Below are 17,310 nucleotides of genomic sequence, written 5' to 3'. Positions count from 1 at the left end.
GCGGTCGGCGACCAGGATGACCACGCACACTAGGCTGAACGCCATGCGTCTAGGCCGAATCGCCAGTCCCGACGGGGTCGCCTTCGTCAGCGTCGAGGGTCCCCCCGATGACCCCGCGCATGCGATCGCGAGGGAGATCGCCGAGCACCCGTTCGGCAATCCACAGTTCACGGGCAGGCAGTGGCCGCTGGCCGACGTGCGCCTGCTCGCCCCGATCCTGGCGACCAAGGTGGTGTGCGTCGGCAAGAACTACGCCGCGCACATCGAGGAGATGGCCGCGGCAGCGAAAAGCGATGGCGGCGCGAGTCCCGACCCCCGCACGTTCGACGACCCGATCATCTTCATGAAACCGAATACCGCGATCATCGGCCCGAATGTGCCGATCCAGCTGCCGGCCGACGCGAACCCGGTGCATTTCGAAGGCGAGCTGGCAGCGGTCATCGGCAGGCCGTGCAAGGACGTGCCCGCCGCGCGCGCTGCGGAGAACATCCTGGGCTACACGATCGCCAACGACGTCTCGGCCCGTGATCAGCAGCAGAAGGACGGCCAGTGGACCCGCGCTAAGGGTCATGACACGTTCTGCCCGATCGGACCGTGGATCGTCACCGACGTCGACCCGTCGGACCTCGAGATCCGTACGGAGGTCAACGGTGTGGTCAAGCAGAACAGCCGGACGTCGATGATGATCCACGACGTCGGTGCGATCGTGGAGTGGATCTCCCGGGTGATGACGCTGCTGCCCGGCGACCTGATCCTCACCGGAACGCCGGAGGGTGTCGGACCGATCGAGGATTCCGACACCGTCAGCATCACCATCGAAGGCATCGGAACGTTGACGAATCCTGTTGTGCGCAAGGGGAAGTCATGACCAGCGAGAACTCCGTCCGCGTGCGGTTCTGCCCATCTCCGACGGGCACGCCGCACGTCGGTCTCATCCGGACCGCGTTGTTCAACTGGGCCTACGCCCGCCACACCGGCGGCACCTTCGTGTTCCGGATCGAGGACACCGACTCGGCGCGCGATTCCGAGGAGAGCTACCGCGCCATCCTCGATGCGTTGCGGTGGCTGGGCCTGGACTGGGACGAGGGTCCCGAAGTCGGCGGTCCCTTCGAGCCGTACCGCCAGTCGCAGCGGCTCGGCCTGTACCGCGACGTGATCGCCCGGCTGCTCGAGTCCGGTGACGCGTACGAGTCGTTTTCCACGCCCGAGGAAGTCGAAGCGCGTCACCTGGCCGCCGGTCGCAATCCCAAACTCGGCTACGACAATTTCGACCGCGACCTGACCGAGGAGCAGCGTGCGGCGTTCCGCGCGGAGGGCAGGGGCGCAGTGGTGCGGCTGAAGATGCCGGACGGCGACATCGGCTGGCGTGACCTCGTTCGGGGGGAAACGACGTTTCCCGCCGGGTCGGTACCCGATTTCGCACTCACTCGCGGTAACGGGGAACCGTTGTACACCTTGGTGAATCCGGTCGACGACGCGCTGATGAAGATCACCCACGTGCTACGCGGCGAGGACCTGCTGTCGTCGACGCCGCGCCAGATAGCGCTGTATCAGGCGCTGATGCGGATAGGCGTGGCCGAACGCATCCCCGACTTCGCCCATCTGCCAAGCGTTTTGGGCGACGGAAACAAGAAGCTGTCCAAACGCGATCCCCAGTCGAACCTGTTCCTGCATCGCGAGCGGGGCTTCATCCCCGAGGGGTTGTTGAACTATCTGGCCCTGCTCGGCTGGGGCATCGCAGAAGATCGGGACGTGTTCAGCCTCGACGAGATGGTGGCGGCGTTCGACGTCGCCGACGTCAACTCAAATCCGGCGCGGTTCGACCAGAAGAAGGCCGACGCACTGAACGCCGAACACATCCGGATGCTGACCGAGGAGGATTTCACCGCCCGGCTGCGCGCGTACTTCACCGAACACGGTCACGACACAGGCCTCGACGACAAACGCTTCGCCGAGGCCGCAGCGCTGGTACAGACCCGCATCGTGGTGCTGGGCGACGCGTGGGATCTGCTGAAGTTCCTCAACGACGCGGACTTCGCACTCGACGAGAAGTCGGCGGCCAAGGAACTGCGCGCGGAGGCCGTGCCCGTGCTCGACGCCGCATTGGTCGCGCTGGAGGGCAGTGGAGACTGGACCACCGAGGCGATCGAGTCGGCGCTGAAGGAGGCGCTGCTCGACGGCCTGGGGCTAAAGCCGCGTAAGGCGTTCGGCCCGATCCGGGTCGCCGCCACGGGCGCCTCGGTCAGCCCGCCGCTCTTCGAATCGCTTGACCTGCTGGGCCGCGAACGCAGCTTGGCCCGATTGCGCGCCGGGCGCGAGCACGCGGCGGCGCAAGCCGAGGCGTGAAAAAGCGGCCGAAAATCTTTGGTAGTCTGCACGTCGGTCCGGTACTACGCGCGACGGGTTCCGCCCGCCGAGCGAGGGGACCGGAAAGGGTCCGTGACCTGCGGTTACGGGAAGCCTTTGGGGTATGGTGTAATTGGCAACACAGCTGATTCTGGTTCAGCCATTCTAGGTTCGAGTCCTGGTACCCCAGCCAATGACCGTGATTAGGCCGACAAATCTCGCTGAGATATGCTGGCCATCCGGAAACCAGTTCTAGCCCCCGTCGTCTAGCGGCCTAGGACGCCGCCCTCTCACGGCGGTAGCGTGGGTTCGAATCCCATCGGGGGTACAAATTCCGCGGCGCGCGATATGCGCTCATCTTTTCAGAGGCGGCGGGTCAGCGCCTCGGCAGCGGCCAACAGATCGGCAGCCCACCGGGCGCCCGGCCGCCGGCCCATTCGGTCGATCGGCCCGGATACCGAGATCGCGGCGATTACCTCGCCCCGTCCATCACGCACCGGCGCCGAGACACTCGCCACACCCGGCTCTCGTTCGGCAGCGCTCTGCGCCCAACCGCGCTTGCGGACCTCGGCGAGCGTGCGCTCGGTGAACTTCGCCGAGGGGAGCACGGCCTGTTGGGTCGCAGCGTCGGCGTAAGCCAGCAGAACCTTCGCGCCGGACCCGGCGGTCATCGGCAACCTGCTGCCGACCGGCACCGTATCGCGCAGCCCGGCAGGCGGTTCCAGCGCCGCTACACAGATCCGCGACGTGCCCTCGCGTCGGTAGAGCTGCACGCTCTCGCCGGTGATCTCGCGCAATCGGGGCAGCACCACGGCCCCGGCGGCCACGAGCGGATCGCTGATTCGCCCGGCCAATTCGGTCAGGCCGGGTCCGAGCCGCCAGCGGCCGTCGCCGTTGCGCGCCAGCAGGCGGTGGGTTTCCAGGCCCGCGGCGAGGCGGTGGGCCGTGGCGCGCGGGAGACCCGTGCGCTCGCACAGCTCGGCCAGCCCACACGGCGAATCGGCGACCGCGTGCAGCACACCCACGGCTTTGTCCAATACGCCGATGCCGCTATCCTGTCTCATAGAGAGATATTAACGTCCCAGATTGTGAGATAGTCAAGATGTCGACCGATGTTTCCGGTGCAGCTCGCGAGCGCATCGACAAACCACGCACGATGGCCGAGAAGGTGTGGGCCGATCACGTCGTCGTCGAAGGCGGCGGCGAAGGCGCGGCGCGTGAACCCGATCTGATCTATATCGACTTGCACCTTGTGCACGAGGTGACCAGTCCTCAGGCGTTCGACGGTCTGCGGTTGGCCGGGCGTCCGGTGCGTCGACCGGATCTGACGATCGCCACCGAGGACCACAACGTGCCGACGATCGACATCGACAAGCCGATCGCGGACCCCGTGTCTCGCACACAAGTGGAGACGCTTCGGCGCAACTGTGAAGAGTTCGGTATCCGGCTCCATCCGATGGGCGACGCCGAGCAGGGCATCGTGCACATCATCGGACCGCAACTCGGTTTGACCCAGCCCGGTATGACGGTCGTGTGTGGCGACAGCCATACCTCGACGCATGGTGCGTTCGGTGCGCTGGCGATGGGCATCGGCACGTCGGAGGTCGAACACGTCCTCGCCACGCAGACGCTTCCGTTGCGGCCGTTCAAGACGATGGCGGTCAACGTCGACGGCGAACTGCCCGACGGGGTCAGCGCGAAAGACATCATCCTCGCGGTGATCGCGAAGATCGGCACCGGCGGCGGACAGGGACACGTCATCGAGTACCGCGGCAGCGCGATCGAATCGCTGTCGATGGAGGGCCGGATGACGATCTGCAACATGAGCATTGAGGCCGGCGCGCGCGCCGGCATGGTGGCCCCCGACGAGACCACGTTCGAGTTCCTGCGTGGGCGTCCGCACGCTCCGCAAGGTGCGCAGTGGGACGAGGCGGTCGGCGCTTGGCGCCGCCTCCGCACCGATGAGGGCGCCGAGTTCGACACCGAGGTCTACATCGACGCCTCGACGTTGAGCCCCTTCGTCACGTGGGGGACCAACCCCGGTCAGGGGGTGCCGCTGTCGGATTCGGTTCCCGATCCGGAACTGATGTTCGATGAGGGTGAGCGCCAGGCGGCCGAAAAGGCATTGGCCTACATGGACCTTCGGCCCGGTACGGCCATGCGGAACATCGCCGTCGACACCGTCTTCGTCGGCTCGTGCACCAACGGCCGCATCGAGGATCTGCGGGTGGTCGCCGATGTGTTGCGCGGCCGCAAGGTCGCCGACGGGGTGCGCATGCTGGTGGTGCCGGGGTCCATGCGCGTACGGCTGGAGGCCGAATCCGAAGGCCTCGGCGAGATCTTCACCGCGGCCGGTGCGGAGTGGCGTCAGGCGGGCTGTTCGATGTGTCTCGGCATGAACTCCGATCAGCTGTCGCCGGGCCAACGGTGCGCGTCGACCTCCAACCGGAATTTCGAGGGCAGGCAAGGAAAGGGTGGCCGTACCCATCTGGTGTCGCCCGCCGTCGCGGCGGCCACCGCGGTGCGCGGCACGCTGTCCTCACCCGCCGACCTGACCGACTGATAGGAGCAAGAAGCCATGCAGGCTTTCCACACCCACACCGGCATCGGCGTTCCCCTGCGCCGGTCCAATGTCGACACCGACCAGATCATCCCGGCCGTCTACCTGAAGCGAGTTACACGAACGGGTTTCGAGGACGGTTTGTTCGCCGCCTGGCGCAACGACCCGTCGTTCGTATTGAACCTACCGCCCTTCGACAAGGGTTCGGTATTGGTCGCCGGCCCCGATTTCGGCACCGGTTCTTCACGCGAACATGCCGTGTGGGCACTTATGGATTACGGCTTCCGGGTCGTCATCTCGTCGCGCTTCGCCGACATCTTTCGGGGCAATGCGGGCAAGGCCGGGCTTCTGGCGGCCGAAATTCCGCAAGATGATGTAGAAATTTTATGGAAGCTCATCGAGGAGCAGCCAGGCCTGGAAATCACTGTGAATCTTCAAGATCGGACCATAGTCGCCGGAACGGTCATGGTGCCGTTCAGAATTGACGACTATACGGCTTGGAGATTGCTGGAAGGGCTCGACGATATAGGCCTTACGCTGCGCAAATGCGACGATATCGAAGCTTATGAAGCGCGTAGGCCGGACTGGAAACCCCGGACTCTGCCGACCGGATAAAGGCCGCCGGTGAGCCGAAATCACCGCCTCTGACCCCGGTTCTCGAGGGGCCCCTCTGGAGGTCAAGGGGGGCAAGAAAGTTCGCTGACGTCGCTTGAAACTGCGCGTGGCTCTTGGAAATCAATGGGGAATGGGTTTACCGTGTCCTCTAGTCGGTCCAATGAGGGCCACTGGTTTCTCGGAGGTTATGCATGAACAAAGCAGAGCTCATCGACGTACTTACGACGAAGCTCAATACCGATCGCCGGACGGCGACCGACGCGGTGGAGAACGTCGTTGACACCATCGTGCGTGCGGTTCACAAGGGTGACAGCGTCACCATTACCGGCTTCGGCGTTTTCGAACAGCGCCGCCGCGCCGCCCGCGTCGCGCGTAATCCGCGCACCGGCGAGACCGTGAAAGTCAAGCCCACGTCCGTGCCGGCATTCCGGCCCGGCGCTCAGTTCAAAGCGGTTGTCTCTGGCGCACAGCGCCTCCCGGCGGAAGGACCAGCAGTGAAGAGAGGCGCAACGGCGGGAGGTGCCCGCAAGGCGGCCAAGAAGACCGCGAAGAAGGCCGCGAAGAAGGCACCTGCGAAGAAGGCCGCGACCAAGCGGACGGCCGCCAAGAAGACCGCCGCCAAGAAGGCCCCGGCGAAGAAGGCCGCGACCAAGCGGACGGCGGCCAAGAAGACCGCCGCCAAGAAGGCGCCGGCCAAGAAGTCCGCCGCGAAGAAGGCCCCGGCCAAGAAGGCCGCGACCAAGCGGACGGCAGCCAAGAAGACCGCGAAGAAGGCTCCGGCCCGCAAGGCGCCGGCCAAGCGCGGCCGCAAGTAGTTTCAACCGGAGACGCCGTGGGTCCTCGCGACCCACGGCGTTTTCGCGTTTTCGGCCGCCCAAAACATCTACGGCTCAATCTTTCCGGACCCGCACCGGCCCGAATTTTGTATTCAACAGCCGGGCGTCACTTCACGGCGAGGGGGCTGCCCATGTGGTCGGCCGCGATCAATTGGCCGTCGGCCAGCGACAGTACCCAGGTGCTCCCCTTGCGGTTGCGCGACTTGTCGGGCCGCACGTTGTCGCGCTCGCACCACCACTCGATGAGGTCGGGAATCACCTTTCCCTGGGTACAGATCACCGGTGTGCCTGGGGTGTCGGCGATCTCGAGGAAGCGCTGCCGGGCCGCTTTGCGGTTGTCGGCGTAGGACTCCTCGGTCAACAGCTCGTCGCGAAGAATGGTCGCGCCGAGCTCGTCGGCCAACGGTTCCAATGTCGAGACGCAGCGCACCCTGTCGGCGGCGAACAGATGGTCGGCGCCGAAGGCGAGCAACAAGCCGACGAGAGATTGCGCCTGCGCGCGCCCGTTCTTGTCCAACGGCCGTTCGCGGTCGTCGCCCTTGAACCGCGACTTGCTGCCCGCAGTGGCATGACGGACGATCAGCACCGTCTTGGTATCGGCCGGATTCTTCGCGAAGCGGCGCAGGACCTTTCGGTCTTGGGGGTAGTCCAGCTGTTTGATGGCCGCCGGAACGGGTAACCACTTGAGTTCGTCGACCTCGTCGTTCGGGCGGAATTCGCCGCGGATCTGGCGGGCCGCCCAGTAGCGGACCTTCTTCTTACCCTGCTCGACGGGATAGCTCACCGACGCGAGCCGCCGACCGAGATGTGCGGCGTACCCGGTTTCTTCGCACACCTCACGCACGGCCGCGACGGGCTCGGTCTCACCGGGGTCCACCTTCCCCTTCGGCAGCGACCAGTCGTCATAGCGAGGACGGTGGATCAGCGCGACCTCGGGCGCATCGGGCTGACCGTTCGGACGCCACAGCACCGCGCCCGCGGCCAGGATCGTCTTCACATCGGAACCGGTCTCGGATGTCCGCTTCGGCAACTCAACTCCTGCAGATCATTCCGGGCACCCGCGGCCCTTTTCGGCAATTCGGTCGCTGTAGAGATCCGTCATCGCTGCCGATGGCGTTCCATCAACGAGACCTGGTGATCGCGAACCGTCTGACCCTCCTGCGGCGAGGCCGTCCACTTACCGTCGACGCCCAACTCCCAACAACGGGTCGCCGGGTCCATCGCCGACTCGAAGATCTCATGGAGTTCCGCCTTCAGTCGCGGATCCTTGACTTCGGCCATCACCTCGACGCGCCGATCGAGATTGCGGTGCATCATGTCGGCGCTGCCGATCCAGAATTCGTCGATGCCGCGGAAATGGATGATCCGTGAATGTTCGAGGAACCTGCCGAGGATCGAGCGGACGACGATGTTGTCCGAATACCCAGGGGCGTGGGGGCGTAGCGCACAGATGCCCCGGACCACCACCTCCACCCGCACACCGGCCTGCGATGCACGGTAGAGCGCGTCGATGACCTGCTCGTCCACCAACGCGTTGGCTTTCAGCCTGATCCGCCCTTCGGCGCCGTCACGGGTGGCGGCGATCTCGCGCTCGATGCGGTCGATGATGCCCCTGCGGACACCCTGGGGCGCCACCAGAAGGTTGCGGTACGAGTCCTTGCGCGAGTAGCCGGTCAACGAGTTGAAAAGGTCGGTGAGGTCCGCGCCGATGTCCGGCGCGGCCGTCAACAACCCGATGTCTTCGTACAGGCGCGCGGTTTTCGGGTTGTAGTTCCCGGTGCCGATGTGGCAGTAGCGCCGGATCAGTGAGCCCTCCCGGCGCACCACCAGACACGTCTTGCAATGGGTCTTGAGCCCGATGAGCCCGTACACCACGTGCACGCCTGCACGCTCCAGCGCGCGCGCCCATTGGATGTTGGCCTGTTCGTCGAACCGCGCCTTGATCTCAACAAGCGCGACAACCTGCTTACCCGCGGCCGCAGCGTCGATGAGCGCGTTCACGATTGGGGAGTCACCCGACGTGCGGTATAGCGTCTGCTTGATCGCCAGCACGTTCGGGTCCGCCGCGGCCTGTTCGATGAACCGCTGCACGGTGGTGGAGAACGAGTCGTACGGGTGGTGCACCAGCACGTCGCCGTCACGCAGCGTCGAGAAGATGCTCTTCGGCGTCTCCCGCTCGCCGAACGCCGGCGGTGTCGCAGGTACGAACGGCCGATCCTTGAGCCCGGGGCGATCGAGATCGTAGATCTGCCAGAGCGAGGACAGATCGAGCAGGCCGGGCACCTCGATGACGTCACCGGGCGCGACGTCGAGCTCGCGCAGCAGCAACTCGAGCATGCTCTCGGTCATGTCGTCGGAGACTTCCAACCGCACCGGTGAACCGAATCGGCGCCGCGCGAGTTCGCGCTCGAGCGCCTGCAACAGGTCTTCGTCGCGGTCCTCTTCGACCTCGAAATCGGCGTTGCGCGTGATGCGGAAGGCGTGATGCTCGACGATCTCCAGCCCCGGGAACAACACATGCAGGAACGCCGCGATCAGCTCCTCCATCGGGAGGAAGCGCACGATCTTCGCATCACCCTCGCGCACGGCCAGTTCGACGAAGCGTTCGACGTTGTCGGGCACCTTGACTCGGGCGAAGTGCTGCCCGCCGTCATCGGGATGTTTGACGGTGATCGCGAGGTTCAGGCTGAGCCCACTCACAAACGGGAACGGGTGGGCCGGATCGACCGCGAGCGGCGTCAGGACCGGGAACACCTGTTCGTGGAAATAGGTGGACAGCCGGGCGCGTTCGGCTTCGTCCAGTTCGGCCCAGGTGACGATCACGATGCCCTCGTCGGCCAGCGCGGGTCGCACCGAATCGAGGAACACGTGCGCGTGACGGTTCGCGAGGTGTTGCGTTCGCTCGTTGATGCGACGCAACTGTTCGCGCGGGGAGAGGTTGTCGGCGGAGCGCACCGAGAGCCCCATCTCGTCGCGCCGCTTCAGCCCGGCGACGCGGACCATGTAGAACTCGTCGAGATTCGAGGCGAAGATCGCGAGGAACTTCGCGCGTTCGAGCAGCGGCAGCGACGGATCGGCGGCCAAGGCCAGCACCCGGGCGTTGAAGTCGAGCCAGCTCAGTTCACGGTTCAGGTAACGATCTTCGGGCAGCGCGTTCTCGACCGCGGGCGCCGTGGCAGCCGGAGGCGCCTCTGGCGCCGAGTCGCCCGAGTCCGACGGCATCGGCCGGATGCTCGCAGCGGTCGGTTCGCTGTCGTTGTCGCGAACCTCGATCCCGGCTTTGGTCATGCCTCAGATGATCCCCCATCCAACGGCCTTCGTGCCAGCGCGCTACGAACTGTTCACCCCGAAGCGGCGATGGCCGCCGCCGTCGCGGCACCGACACCGAGCCGGCGCGCAACCAGCAGGTCATCGGGTGTGTCGATGTCGCAGCGCAGCCCGGGCCACGCCCCGGTGAGCTCGAGCGCACCGGAACTGCGGTGCCGTTGCGCGGAGTCCGCGCCGAACTGCGGGTTCAGCGCGACCCCGAAGGAGAACAGCGCCGACGTGCCGGTGCCGTGCCGGTCGCCGACGAAACTTCGCGGGTGTCGGCGGGCGTCGGCGACCGCCGCCGCCAGCTCATTGGTCTGTAGAGCGGGTAAATCACCTTGCAACACAACGATGTTCGGTGTCTCCCGCCGAACCTCGGCTTCGGCCGCGGCGATCGCGTTGTTCAACGGATCGCGGTGGCCGTCGGGGGTGGGGTCGGTGAGCACTCGGGCCCCGAGCCGATCCGCCGCCTCGGCGGCACCCTCATCCGGTGTGACGACGGTGATCGAGCGCACCGCCGCGACCGCGGACGCGGCGGTGATCGTGTCGATCAGCATCGCCAGCACGACCTTTTCGCGGGTGCTCGCGGAAAAGACGGGCGCCAACCGGGTCTTGGCCGCTGCGAGTCGCTTTACGGCGATCACCAACCCGATGTCGGCATCCGGTGATCCGCTCATATGCGTCATCCTGCCAGCACTGCCGCGCGCGTTACCCTGAAGGCGTGGTCGAAGCGGCGGTGATGGGGGCCGGTGCGTGGGGTAGTGCACTGGCCAAGGTGCTCGCCGACGCGGGCAACGAGGTGAGGATCTGGGCTCGGCACACCGACGTCGCCGACGAGATCAACGACACGCATCGCAACACCCGATATCTCGGTGACACGGAACTACCCAAGACGATCCGGGCCACCGGTGATGCGGGCGAGGCGCTGGACGGCGCATGCACGGTGCTGTTCGCGGTGCCCGCCCAGACACTACGAGCCAACCTCGAACAGTGGTCGGGACTCATCAACGACGAAGTCACCTTGGTGAGCCTGGCCAAGGGCATCGAACTCGACACGCTCATGCGCATGAGCCAGGTGATCATCCAGATGACCGGCGCCGACCCATCGCGCGTCGCGGTGGTATCCGGGCCGAACCTCGCCAGCGAGATCGCCGACGAGCAACCGGCGGCCACGGTCGTGGCCTGCAGTGACTCCGGACGGGCCGTGGCGTTGCAGCGTGCGCTCTCTACCGCGTACTTTCGCCCCTACACCAATGCCGACGTCATCGGCGCCGAGGTCGGCGGCGCATGCAAGAACGTCATCGCGCTTGCGTCCGGCATGGCCGCCGGTGTCGGGCTGGGGGAGAACACCGCGGCAGCGATCATCACCCGCGGGCTGGCCGAGATCATGCGGCTGGGAATCGCGTTGGGCGCCAAGCCCGCGACGCTGGCAGGCCTGGCCGGCGTCGGTGACCTGGTGGCGACGTGCACGTCGACGCAGTCGCGCAACCGCTCGTTCGGGATGCGGCTGGGCCAGGGTGGCACGATGGAATCGGCGATGCGCGCAACCGGCGGCCACGTCGCCGAGGGTGTCGCATCGTGTCAGTCGGTGCTCGCATTGGCCGAGAGCTACGACGTCGAGATGCCGCTCACCGACGCGGTATTCCGGGTGTGCCACAGGGGTTTGTCGGTCGACGAAGCCGTCGCGTTGTTGCTCGGGCGCAGCACGAAACCGGAGTGACCGGTGGACGGTCAATACGGCGATTCCACCCGAAGCGTGAAATCCGTTGCTTCGGAAGCGATCCCGGGTCAGGCGGTGGCGCCGGCACCCGTGCCGGCGACCACCTTCCATCTGTCAGCTGATGAATCCGAATCGCCGGACACCTACGGGCGCGGGTCGAATCCAACGTGGCGCCACGTGGAGTCGGCGCTCGCACAGCTCGAGGGCGCGCCGGCCGCGTTGGCCTTCGGATCGGGGATGGCCGCGATCACCTCCGTCCTGCGTGCGCTGACCAAGCCCGGGAGCAAGCTCGTCGTACCGGCCGACGGCTACTACAAGGTTCGCGAATATGCATCGGAATACCTTGTCGCGCAGGGTGTCACGGTGGTCGTTGCGACCACCGGCGAGATGTGCGCGGCGTCGGCGGACGCGGACGTGGTACTCGCCGAGAGCCCGGCCAATCCCGGCCTCGATGTGGTCGATCTGCACCAGCTCGCGATGCAGTGTCGCAGCCGTGGCGCAACGCTGGTCGTCGACAACACCACCGCAACACCGTTCGGACAGCAACCCCTTTCGCTGGGCGCGGACGTGGTGGTGGCCAGCGCGACCAAGGCACTGTCGGGCCACAGCGACCTCCTCGCCGGGTATGTCGCCAGCGCGCACACCGACCTGATGGACGTGGTGGCCCGGGAACGGTTGCGCTCGGGCGCCGTGCTCGGCGCGTTCGAGGCGTGGCTGCTGTTACGCAGCCTTGGCACCGCCGGCCTGCGGTTCGAGCGGCAGTGCCACAACGCGGCGGCGCTGGCCGTGGCACTGCACGCACACCCCGCGGTGCGGACGGTGCGGTACCCCGGCCTGCCCGATGACCCGTCGCACCGGATCGCGTGCGCACAGATGAAGAGGTTCGGCGGCCTGATCGCCGTCGAGTTGGCCGACGCAGCCGCCGTGCACGCCCTGGTCGAGCGCAGCGCGCTGCTGATCGCCTCGACGAGCTTCGGCGGAATCCACACGTCGGTGGATCGTCGCGCTCGCTGGGGCGACGACGTCAGCGACGGGTTCGCCCGGATCTCGCTCGGCATCGAGGACACCGACGATCTGATCGCCGATATCGAGCAGGCGCTGGGCTGATAGCGCCGACAGCCATCGCGGGCGGGCCGGTCGACGGCCATGACGGTAGCCTCTGCAGGTTGTGACTGCCCGCCATGGCCCCGGCACCGGACGCGTCCGGGTTGCCGTCGTCTACGGCGGACGCAGCTCCGAACACGCGATTTCGTGCGTCTCCGCAGGCAGCATCCTGCGCAATCTCGATCCGCAGCGCTTCGACGTGGTCCCGGTCGGCATCACCCCGCAGGGGGCGTGGATGTTGACCGATGCGCGGCCGGACACCCTCGCGATCACCGACGGCCGCCTGCCGGAGGTGACCGCCGCGTCGGGCACCGAACTGGCGCTGGCCGCCGATCCGGGCCGCGGCGGGCAGTTGCTGTCGCTCGGCGGGGAAGCGGGGGAGATCCTGGCGGCGGTCGACGTCGTTTTTCCGGTTCTGCACGGCCCGTACGGCGAGGACGGCACGATCCAGGGCCTGCTCGAGCTCGCGGGTGTGCCTTACGTCGGTGCGGGTGTGCTGGCCAGCGCCGTCGGCATGGACAAAGAGTTCACCAAGAAGCTGTTGGGCGCGTCCGGACTGCCGATCGGCGATTACGAGGTGTTGCGGCCTCGCCGGGACACGCTGACCCTCGAGGCGCGCGAGCGGCTGGGCCTTCCGGTCTTCGTGAAACCGGCGCGCGGCGGCTCGTCAATCGGCGTGAGCCGGGTGACGGCCTGGGACCAGCTGCCGCAGGCGATCGACCAGGCCCGCAGGCACGATCCGAAGGTGATCGTCGAGGCCGCGGTGCCGGGGCGCGAACTGGAATGCGGCGTGCTCGAATTCCCCGACGGACGGGTCGAGGCCAGCGCGCTCGGCGAGATCCGCGTTGCCGGGGTGCGTGGCCGCGAGGACGGCTTCTACGACTTCGCGACGAAATACCTCGAGGACGCGGCCGAACTCGACGTGCCCGCCAAGGTCGACGATGATGTCGCCGACGCCGTGCGGGTGCTCTCGATCCAGGCGTTCAACGCCATCGACTGTCAGGGCCTGGCCCGCGTCGACTTCTTCCTCACCGACGACGGTCCCGTCATCAACGAGATCAACACCATGCCGGGATTCACCACCATCTCGATGTTCCCGCGGATGTGGGCCGCCAGCGGCGTCGACTATCCGACCCTGTTGGCCACGATGGTGCAGACCGCGCTCAACCGCGGCACGGGGCTGCGCTGAGGTTCAGCACCTTCGCCGCAGAGTCAACGCGGCGGGCCCGGGACGACGGGCTTGGCGGGCAATGCCTTGGCGATCGCCGCGGACAGCAGCTGGATCGGCGTCGGACCGGAACCCTGGGGCAACGTCAACGCGACGTACACCCCTCGGTCGACGGCGAACCACGTGCTGCGTGCCTGGTCGACGTCCGCCGTCTCGGCGCCGGGCTCACTCACCCGAAACCACTGCACCTCGTCGACCACCTGCACCGGCGCGCCCGCGACGAACTCGGCCGGCCGCTCCACCCCGCAGCGCAGGACGATGGGCTCGCCTCCGCCCTCGGGACGCCACGCCGCCGCGCCGGGGGGCGCCGGATCGGCCAGCGGCGCGCGGGCGTGATCGCCCAGCTCGTCCGGGAGGCCGGCGAGCAGGTCGGCGCACTGCGAACTCGTGGCGGCAGGGGCGGGCACGGCGGCCACGGGAACGGGCTGTTGCGGTGCCGATCCCTGGCGCATCACGGCGATCGCCAAGACCGCCACGATTCCGGCCACCGCTACCACCAGGGCGGTGACCAGCAGCGCCCGAGGCGGTCCGTCACCGGTCTCCGAATCCACGGCCCAACTCTATTGATGCGCCCCGTTGGCGATCGGACAGGTCAGCGTCCTGGTGATACCGGCGACCTGCTGGACGGTGGGGACGACGGTGGCTTTCAGATCGGCCAGGGTGTCCGCACCGACGCGCACGACGACGTCGTACGGGCCCGTCACGTACTCGGCGGACAACACCCCGGGAAGCGCGGCGAGTTGTTTGGCGACGACTTCGGCGCGGCCCACTTCGGTCTGAATCAGCATGAAAGCCTCGACCACCCGCTGTCCCTCCACATCGCTGCATAGACTCCACGCCGCAGGCGCTTAACGTACCGCAGGTGCGCCCGGCGTTCAGGCCAGCACGAAACGGACAAGGCCGCGACAGGAGGTGACATGGCGTCCGACGCCGAGACCCTGGCGCAGGTGGGGGAGTTCGCGGTGATCGCGCGCCTGGTGGCCGGGCGTCGCCAGCCCGACGCCGTCGCGGTGGGGCCCGGTGACGACGCCGCCGTACTGTTCGCCCCCGACGGCAGGACGGTCGTGTCCACGGACATGCTGGTGGCCGGGCGGCACTTCCGGTTGGACTGGTCGACGCCGAACGACGTGGGGCGCAAGTCGATCGCGCAGAACGCGGCCGACATCGAGGCGATGGGTGCGCGACCGACCGCCTTCGTCGTCGCGTTCGGCGCACCGTCGGACACACCCGCCGAGCAGGTCTTGGCGCTGGCCGACGGCATGTGGCAGGAGGCCGAGTCGATGGGCGCGGGCATCGCAGGCGGCGACCTCGTCAGCGCCCCGCAGTGGGTGATCTCGGTGACCGTGCTCGGCGACCTCGAGGGCCGCGAGCCCGTGCGCCGCGGCGGGGCCGGCCCCGGTGACGTGGTAGCCGTCGCCGGTGATCTCGGCCGCTCTGCCGCCGGATTCACGTTGTGGCGCAACGGCATCGAACGCTTCGACGAACTGCGCAGGCGCCACGTCGCACCGCGGCCGCCGTACGGGCAGGGTCGCGTCGCCGCCGAGAGCGGTGCCACCGCGATGACCGACGTGTCGGACGGGTTGCTCGCCGACCTCGGCCACATCGCCGAGGCATCCGGTGTCGGCATCGACCTGTCCACCGCCGCGTTGGCCGCCGACCATGAGGCACTCGCCGACGCCGCAGAAGCGGTGGGCGCCGATGCCTGGTCGTGGATTCTCGGGGGCGGGGAGGACCACGCGCTGGTCGCGACGTTCCCCGACGCGCCTCCGCCCGGGTGGCGCGTGATCGGTCGGGCGCACGACGGCGCGCAGGGGGTCTCGGTCGACGGCGCGGTGTGGCAGGGGAATACCGGGTGGCAGTCGTTCGACTAGTTAGGGTGTCGAGTCGTGACCGTGTACGCCATCGCCCAGCTGAGGTTCACGGACCGTGCGGCGTATGACCGCTACCAAGCCCGTTTCCTCGACGTCTTCACCCGCTACTCGGGAACGCTGCTCGCGGCCGACGAGTCGCCGCAGATCCTGGAGGGCTCCTCGGACCGCGAGAAGGTCGTGTTGATGTCGTTCCCTGACGAGGCGTCTTTCCGCGCGTGGGCGAACTCGCCCGAGTACCAGGAGATCTCGAAGGACCGCCACGCCGGCGCCGACTCGTTGGTGATGCTGGTCGAGGGGCTTAGATGAGCGCCAAACCGCTGCACGAACTCGTCGAGCAGGGCTGGGCCGCAGCGCTGGAACCGGTCGCGGACCACGTCGCGCAGATGGGCGAGTTCCTGCGCGCCGAACTGGCCGCCGGTAACGGATACCTGCCCGCCGGTCAAAACGTGTTGCGCGCGTTCACCTTTCCGATGGACAAGGTGCGTGTTCTGATCGTCGGTCAGGACCCGTATCCGACACCCGGGCACGCCGTCGGCCTGAGCTTCTCGGTGGCGCCCGAGGTGCGGCCGCTGCCGCGTAGCCTGGAGAACATCTTCAAGGAGTACGCCGACGACCTCGGCCATCCGGCGCCGGCCACCGGCGACCTGACGCCGTGGGCCGAGCGCGGCGTGATGTTGCTCAACAGGGTGCTCACGGTCCGCCCTGGCAACCCGGCGTCACACCGGGGCAAGGGGTGGGAAGCCGTGACCGAATGCGCGATTCGCGCGCTCGTCGCACGCAGGCAACCGTTGGTCGCGGTGCTGTGGGGCCGCGACGCCTCGACGCTGAAGCCGATGCTGGACGGCGCCGACTGCGTTGCGATCGAATCGCCGCACCCGTCGCCGCTGTCGGCGTCGCGCGGGTTCTTCGGGTCGCGGCCGTTCAGTCGCGCGAACGAACTGCTCGAGAAGATGGGCGCCGAGCCGATCGACTGGCGGCTGCCCTAACGAACTATCCGACGCCCGGGATCGGCGGCGGTGAGGGGATCGGCGGAGGCGACGGAATCTCCGGCGGGGCCGGGATCGCCGGCGGCGACGGGACGCCGGGCGCCGGAACCTCGACCGTGCCGCCCTCAGTGCCATTGCCCTCGGTGGTGGTGGCCGGAACTCCAGGCGCCGGTGTGGTGGTTTCGGGTGCGCTGGTCTCCACGGTCACTTCGACCGACGTGGTGGTCGACGTCGTCGGTGTCGTGGTCGTCGTCTCGTCACCGGCGGAATCGCCGCCGCCGCACGCGGTCAATAGGGCCAGCGCGCATCCGGACAGCGCGATCAGGGTGGGTCTTGCAGCTGCACGAGAGGTCATGCATCGGGGGCTACCCGGTGGGTGGCCGCCGCAATCGCGCGTGCGTCAGCCGCGCGAGACCTTTCCGGCCTTGATGCACGACGTGCACACGTTCATGCGCTGCTTGTTGCCCCCGGGTCGGGTGACGGCGCGCACGGTCTGGATGTTGGGATCCCAGCGACGGCTGGTCCGGCGATGGGAGTGCGAGACCGACTTGCCGAAGCCGGGTCCCTTCCCGCAGATATCGCACACGGCAGCCATTGCAGAACTCCTCAGATCAGTACGTGGGGGTCCGGGCCGCTGCACCGCGGTGGGCGCGGCTCGACCCGACAACCCGACCAGGATACCGGCAGCCGCAACGATCACCAAAATGCCGTCGCCGCGCAGCGCGTGGACCACGA

19 protein-coding genes and 2 tRNA genes are annotated in these 17,310 nt (G+C 67.5%); 13 read left to right on the top strand and 8 right to left on the bottom strand.

Features of this window, described 5'->3' with window-relative positions; genetic code table 11:
* Positions 1 to 43: 43 nt before the first annotated feature.
* From A5698_RS11255 to A5698_RS11240, 4 genes are all read left to right on the top strand, one after another.
* Complete coding sequence (locus tag A5698_RS11255; RefSeq protein ID WP_068296484.1) at positions 44 to 868, top strand: fumarylacetoacetate hydrolase family protein; 825 nt, start codon at positions 44 to 46, stop codon at positions 866 to 868.
* Positions 865 to 2,346 carry a glutamate--tRNA ligase gene (gltX, locus tag A5698_RS11250; RefSeq protein WP_068296482.1) on the top strand — a complete coding sequence of 494 codons (1,482 nt, stop codon included), beginning with the start codon at positions 865 to 867 and terminating at the stop codon, positions 2,344 to 2,346. Before A5698_RS11255 ends, gltX begins: the two co-directional genes overlap by 4 nt.
* Before the next feature lie 118 nt (positions 2,347 to 2,464).
* Positions 2,465 to 2,539: transfer RNA gene (locus A5698_RS11245), tRNA-Gln, on the top strand.
* 62 nt (positions 2,540 to 2,601) lie between these two features.
* Positions 2,602 to 2,674: transfer RNA gene (locus tag A5698_RS11240), tRNA-Glu, on the top strand.
* A 34-nt stretch (positions 2,675 to 2,708) separates the two neighbouring features.
* On the opposite strand, the gene A5698_RS11235 is transcribed toward A5698_RS11240, so the two are convergent.
* Positions 2,709 to 3,410, bottom strand: coding sequence for an IclR family transcriptional regulator (locus A5698_RS11235; protein WP_068296479.1), 702 nt, complete (start codon positions 3,408 to 3,410; stop codon positions 2,709 to 2,711).
* A 38-nt stretch (positions 3,411 to 3,448) separates the two neighbouring features.
* Here A5698_RS11235 and leuC point away from each other — a divergent pair, with 38 nt between their 5' ends.
* From leuC to A5698_RS11220, 3 genes are all read left to right on the top strand, one after another.
* Positions 3,449 to 4,909, top strand: coding sequence for a 3-isopropylmalate dehydratase large subunit (gene leuC, locus A5698_RS11230; RefSeq protein WP_068296477.1), 1,461 nt, complete (start codon positions 3,449 to 3,451; stop codon positions 4,907 to 4,909).
* Between the two features lie 15 nt (positions 4,910 to 4,924).
* Complete coding sequence (gene leuD / locus A5698_RS11225; protein ID WP_067092197.1) at positions 4,925 to 5,521, top strand: 3-isopropylmalate dehydratase small subunit; 597 nt, start codon at positions 4,925 to 4,927, stop codon at positions 5,519 to 5,521.
* 191 nt (positions 5,522 to 5,712) lie between these two features.
* Positions 5,713 to 6,336: an HU family DNA-binding protein gene (locus A5698_RS11220; protein WP_068296472.1), complete on the top strand. Its 624-nt coding sequence runs from the start codon at positions 5,713 to 5,715 to the stop codon at positions 6,334 to 6,336.
* Positions 6,337 to 6,463: 127 nt separating this feature from the next.
* Here the strand turns inward: A5698_RS11220 and mutT1 are convergent, their stop codons facing one another.
* From mutT1 to cofC, 3 genes are all read right to left on the bottom strand, one after another.
* Positions 6,464 to 7,387: an 8-oxo-(d)GTP phosphatase MutT1 gene (gene mutT1 / locus A5698_RS11215; RefSeq protein ID WP_068296466.1), complete on the bottom strand. Its 924-nt coding sequence runs from the start codon at positions 7,385 to 7,387 to the stop codon at positions 6,464 to 6,466.
* A gap of 68 nt (positions 7,388 to 7,455) precedes the next feature.
* Positions 7,456 to 9,645, bottom strand: coding sequence for an RNA degradosome polyphosphate kinase (locus A5698_RS11210; RefSeq protein ID WP_068296464.1), 2,190 nt, complete (start codon positions 9,643 to 9,645; stop codon positions 7,456 to 7,458).
* A 53-nt stretch (positions 9,646 to 9,698) separates the two neighbouring features.
* The gene (cofC, locus tag A5698_RS11205; RefSeq protein WP_068296463.1) at positions 9,699 to 10,343 is read right to left on the bottom strand and encodes a 2-phospho-L-lactate guanylyltransferase; all 645 of its coding nucleotides are present in this window, start codon (positions 10,341 to 10,343) and stop codon (positions 9,699 to 9,701) included.
* Between the two features lie 62 nt (positions 10,344 to 10,405).
* On the opposite strand from cofC, the gene A5698_RS11200 reads away from it, so the two are divergent.
* The 3 genes from A5698_RS11200 (at position 10,406) to A5698_RS11190 (ending at position 13,679) form a co-directional block, all read left to right on the top strand.
* Complete coding sequence (locus A5698_RS11200; protein ID WP_156670708.1) at positions 10,406 to 11,386, top strand: NAD(P)H-dependent glycerol-3-phosphate dehydrogenase; 981 nt, start codon at positions 10,406 to 10,408, stop codon at positions 11,384 to 11,386.
* Positions 11,387 to 11,389: 3 nt separating this feature from the next.
* The gene (locus A5698_RS11195) at positions 11,390 to 12,493 is read left to right on the top strand and encodes a cystathionine gamma-lyase (RefSeq protein WP_068296459.1); all 1,104 of its coding nucleotides are present in this window, start codon (positions 11,390 to 11,392) and stop codon (positions 12,491 to 12,493) included.
* A gap of 61 nt (positions 12,494 to 12,554) precedes the next feature.
* On the top strand, positions 12,555 to 13,679 hold the full coding sequence (locus A5698_RS11190) for a D-alanine--D-alanine ligase family protein (RefSeq protein ID WP_068296456.1): 1,125 nt from the start codon (positions 12,555 to 12,557) through the stop codon (positions 13,677 to 13,679).
* 23 nt (positions 13,680 to 13,702) lie between these two features.
* Here the strand turns inward: A5698_RS11190 and A5698_RS11185 are convergent, their stop codons facing one another.
* Positions 13,703 to 14,269, bottom strand: a complete 567-nt coding sequence (locus A5698_RS11185; RefSeq protein ID WP_068296453.1) for a DUF3515 domain-containing protein — start codon at positions 14,267 to 14,269, stop codon at positions 13,703 to 13,705.
* 9 nt (positions 14,270 to 14,278) lie between these two features.
* Positions 14,279 to 14,521, bottom strand: a complete 243-nt coding sequence (locus A5698_RS11180) for an Lrp/AsnC family transcriptional regulator (protein WP_068296546.1) — start codon at positions 14,519 to 14,521, stop codon at positions 14,279 to 14,281.
* 114 nt (positions 14,522 to 14,635) lie between these two features.
* Here A5698_RS11180 and A5698_RS11175 point away from each other — a divergent pair, with 114 nt between their 5' ends.
* The 3 genes from A5698_RS11175 to A5698_RS11165 are packed head-to-tail and all read left to right on the top strand — an operon-like array spanning position 14,636 to position 16,575.
* Complete coding sequence (locus A5698_RS11175; protein WP_068296452.1) at positions 14,636 to 15,589, top strand: thiamine-phosphate kinase; 954 nt, start codon at positions 14,636 to 14,638, stop codon at positions 15,587 to 15,589.
* A gap of 15 nt (positions 15,590 to 15,604) precedes the next feature.
* Entirely contained in the window at positions 15,605 to 15,895 is a 291-nt protein-coding gene (locus tag A5698_RS11170) for a DUF1330 domain-containing protein (protein WP_067092178.1), read from the top strand.
* Complete coding sequence (locus A5698_RS11165) at positions 15,892 to 16,575, top strand: uracil-DNA glycosylase (protein ID WP_067092176.1); 684 nt, start codon at positions 15,892 to 15,894, stop codon at positions 16,573 to 16,575. Before A5698_RS11170 ends, A5698_RS11165 begins: the two co-directional genes overlap by 4 nt.
* 4 nt (positions 16,576 to 16,579) lie before the next feature.
* Here the strand turns inward: A5698_RS11165 and A5698_RS11160 are convergent, their stop codons facing one another.
* Complete coding sequence (locus tag A5698_RS11160; protein ID WP_156670705.1) at positions 16,580 to 16,930, bottom strand: hypothetical protein; 351 nt, start codon at positions 16,928 to 16,930, stop codon at positions 16,580 to 16,582.
* A gap of 45 nt (positions 16,931 to 16,975) precedes the next feature.
* A complete protein-coding gene (gene rpmB / locus A5698_RS11155) occupies positions 16,976 to 17,170 on the bottom strand; it encodes a 50S ribosomal protein L28 (protein ID WP_064351131.1) in 195 nt (64 codons plus the stop codon).
* Between the last annotated feature and the right edge of the window lie 140 nt (positions 17,171 to 17,310).

It is taken from the genome of Mycobacterium sp. E136 (assembly GCF_001666865.1).
In the GTDB taxonomy this organism is placed as follows: Bacteria; Actinomycetota; Actinomycetes; order Mycobacteriales; family Mycobacteriaceae; genus Mycobacterium.
This window is presented reverse-complemented; position numbering and strand designations above follow the sequence as displayed.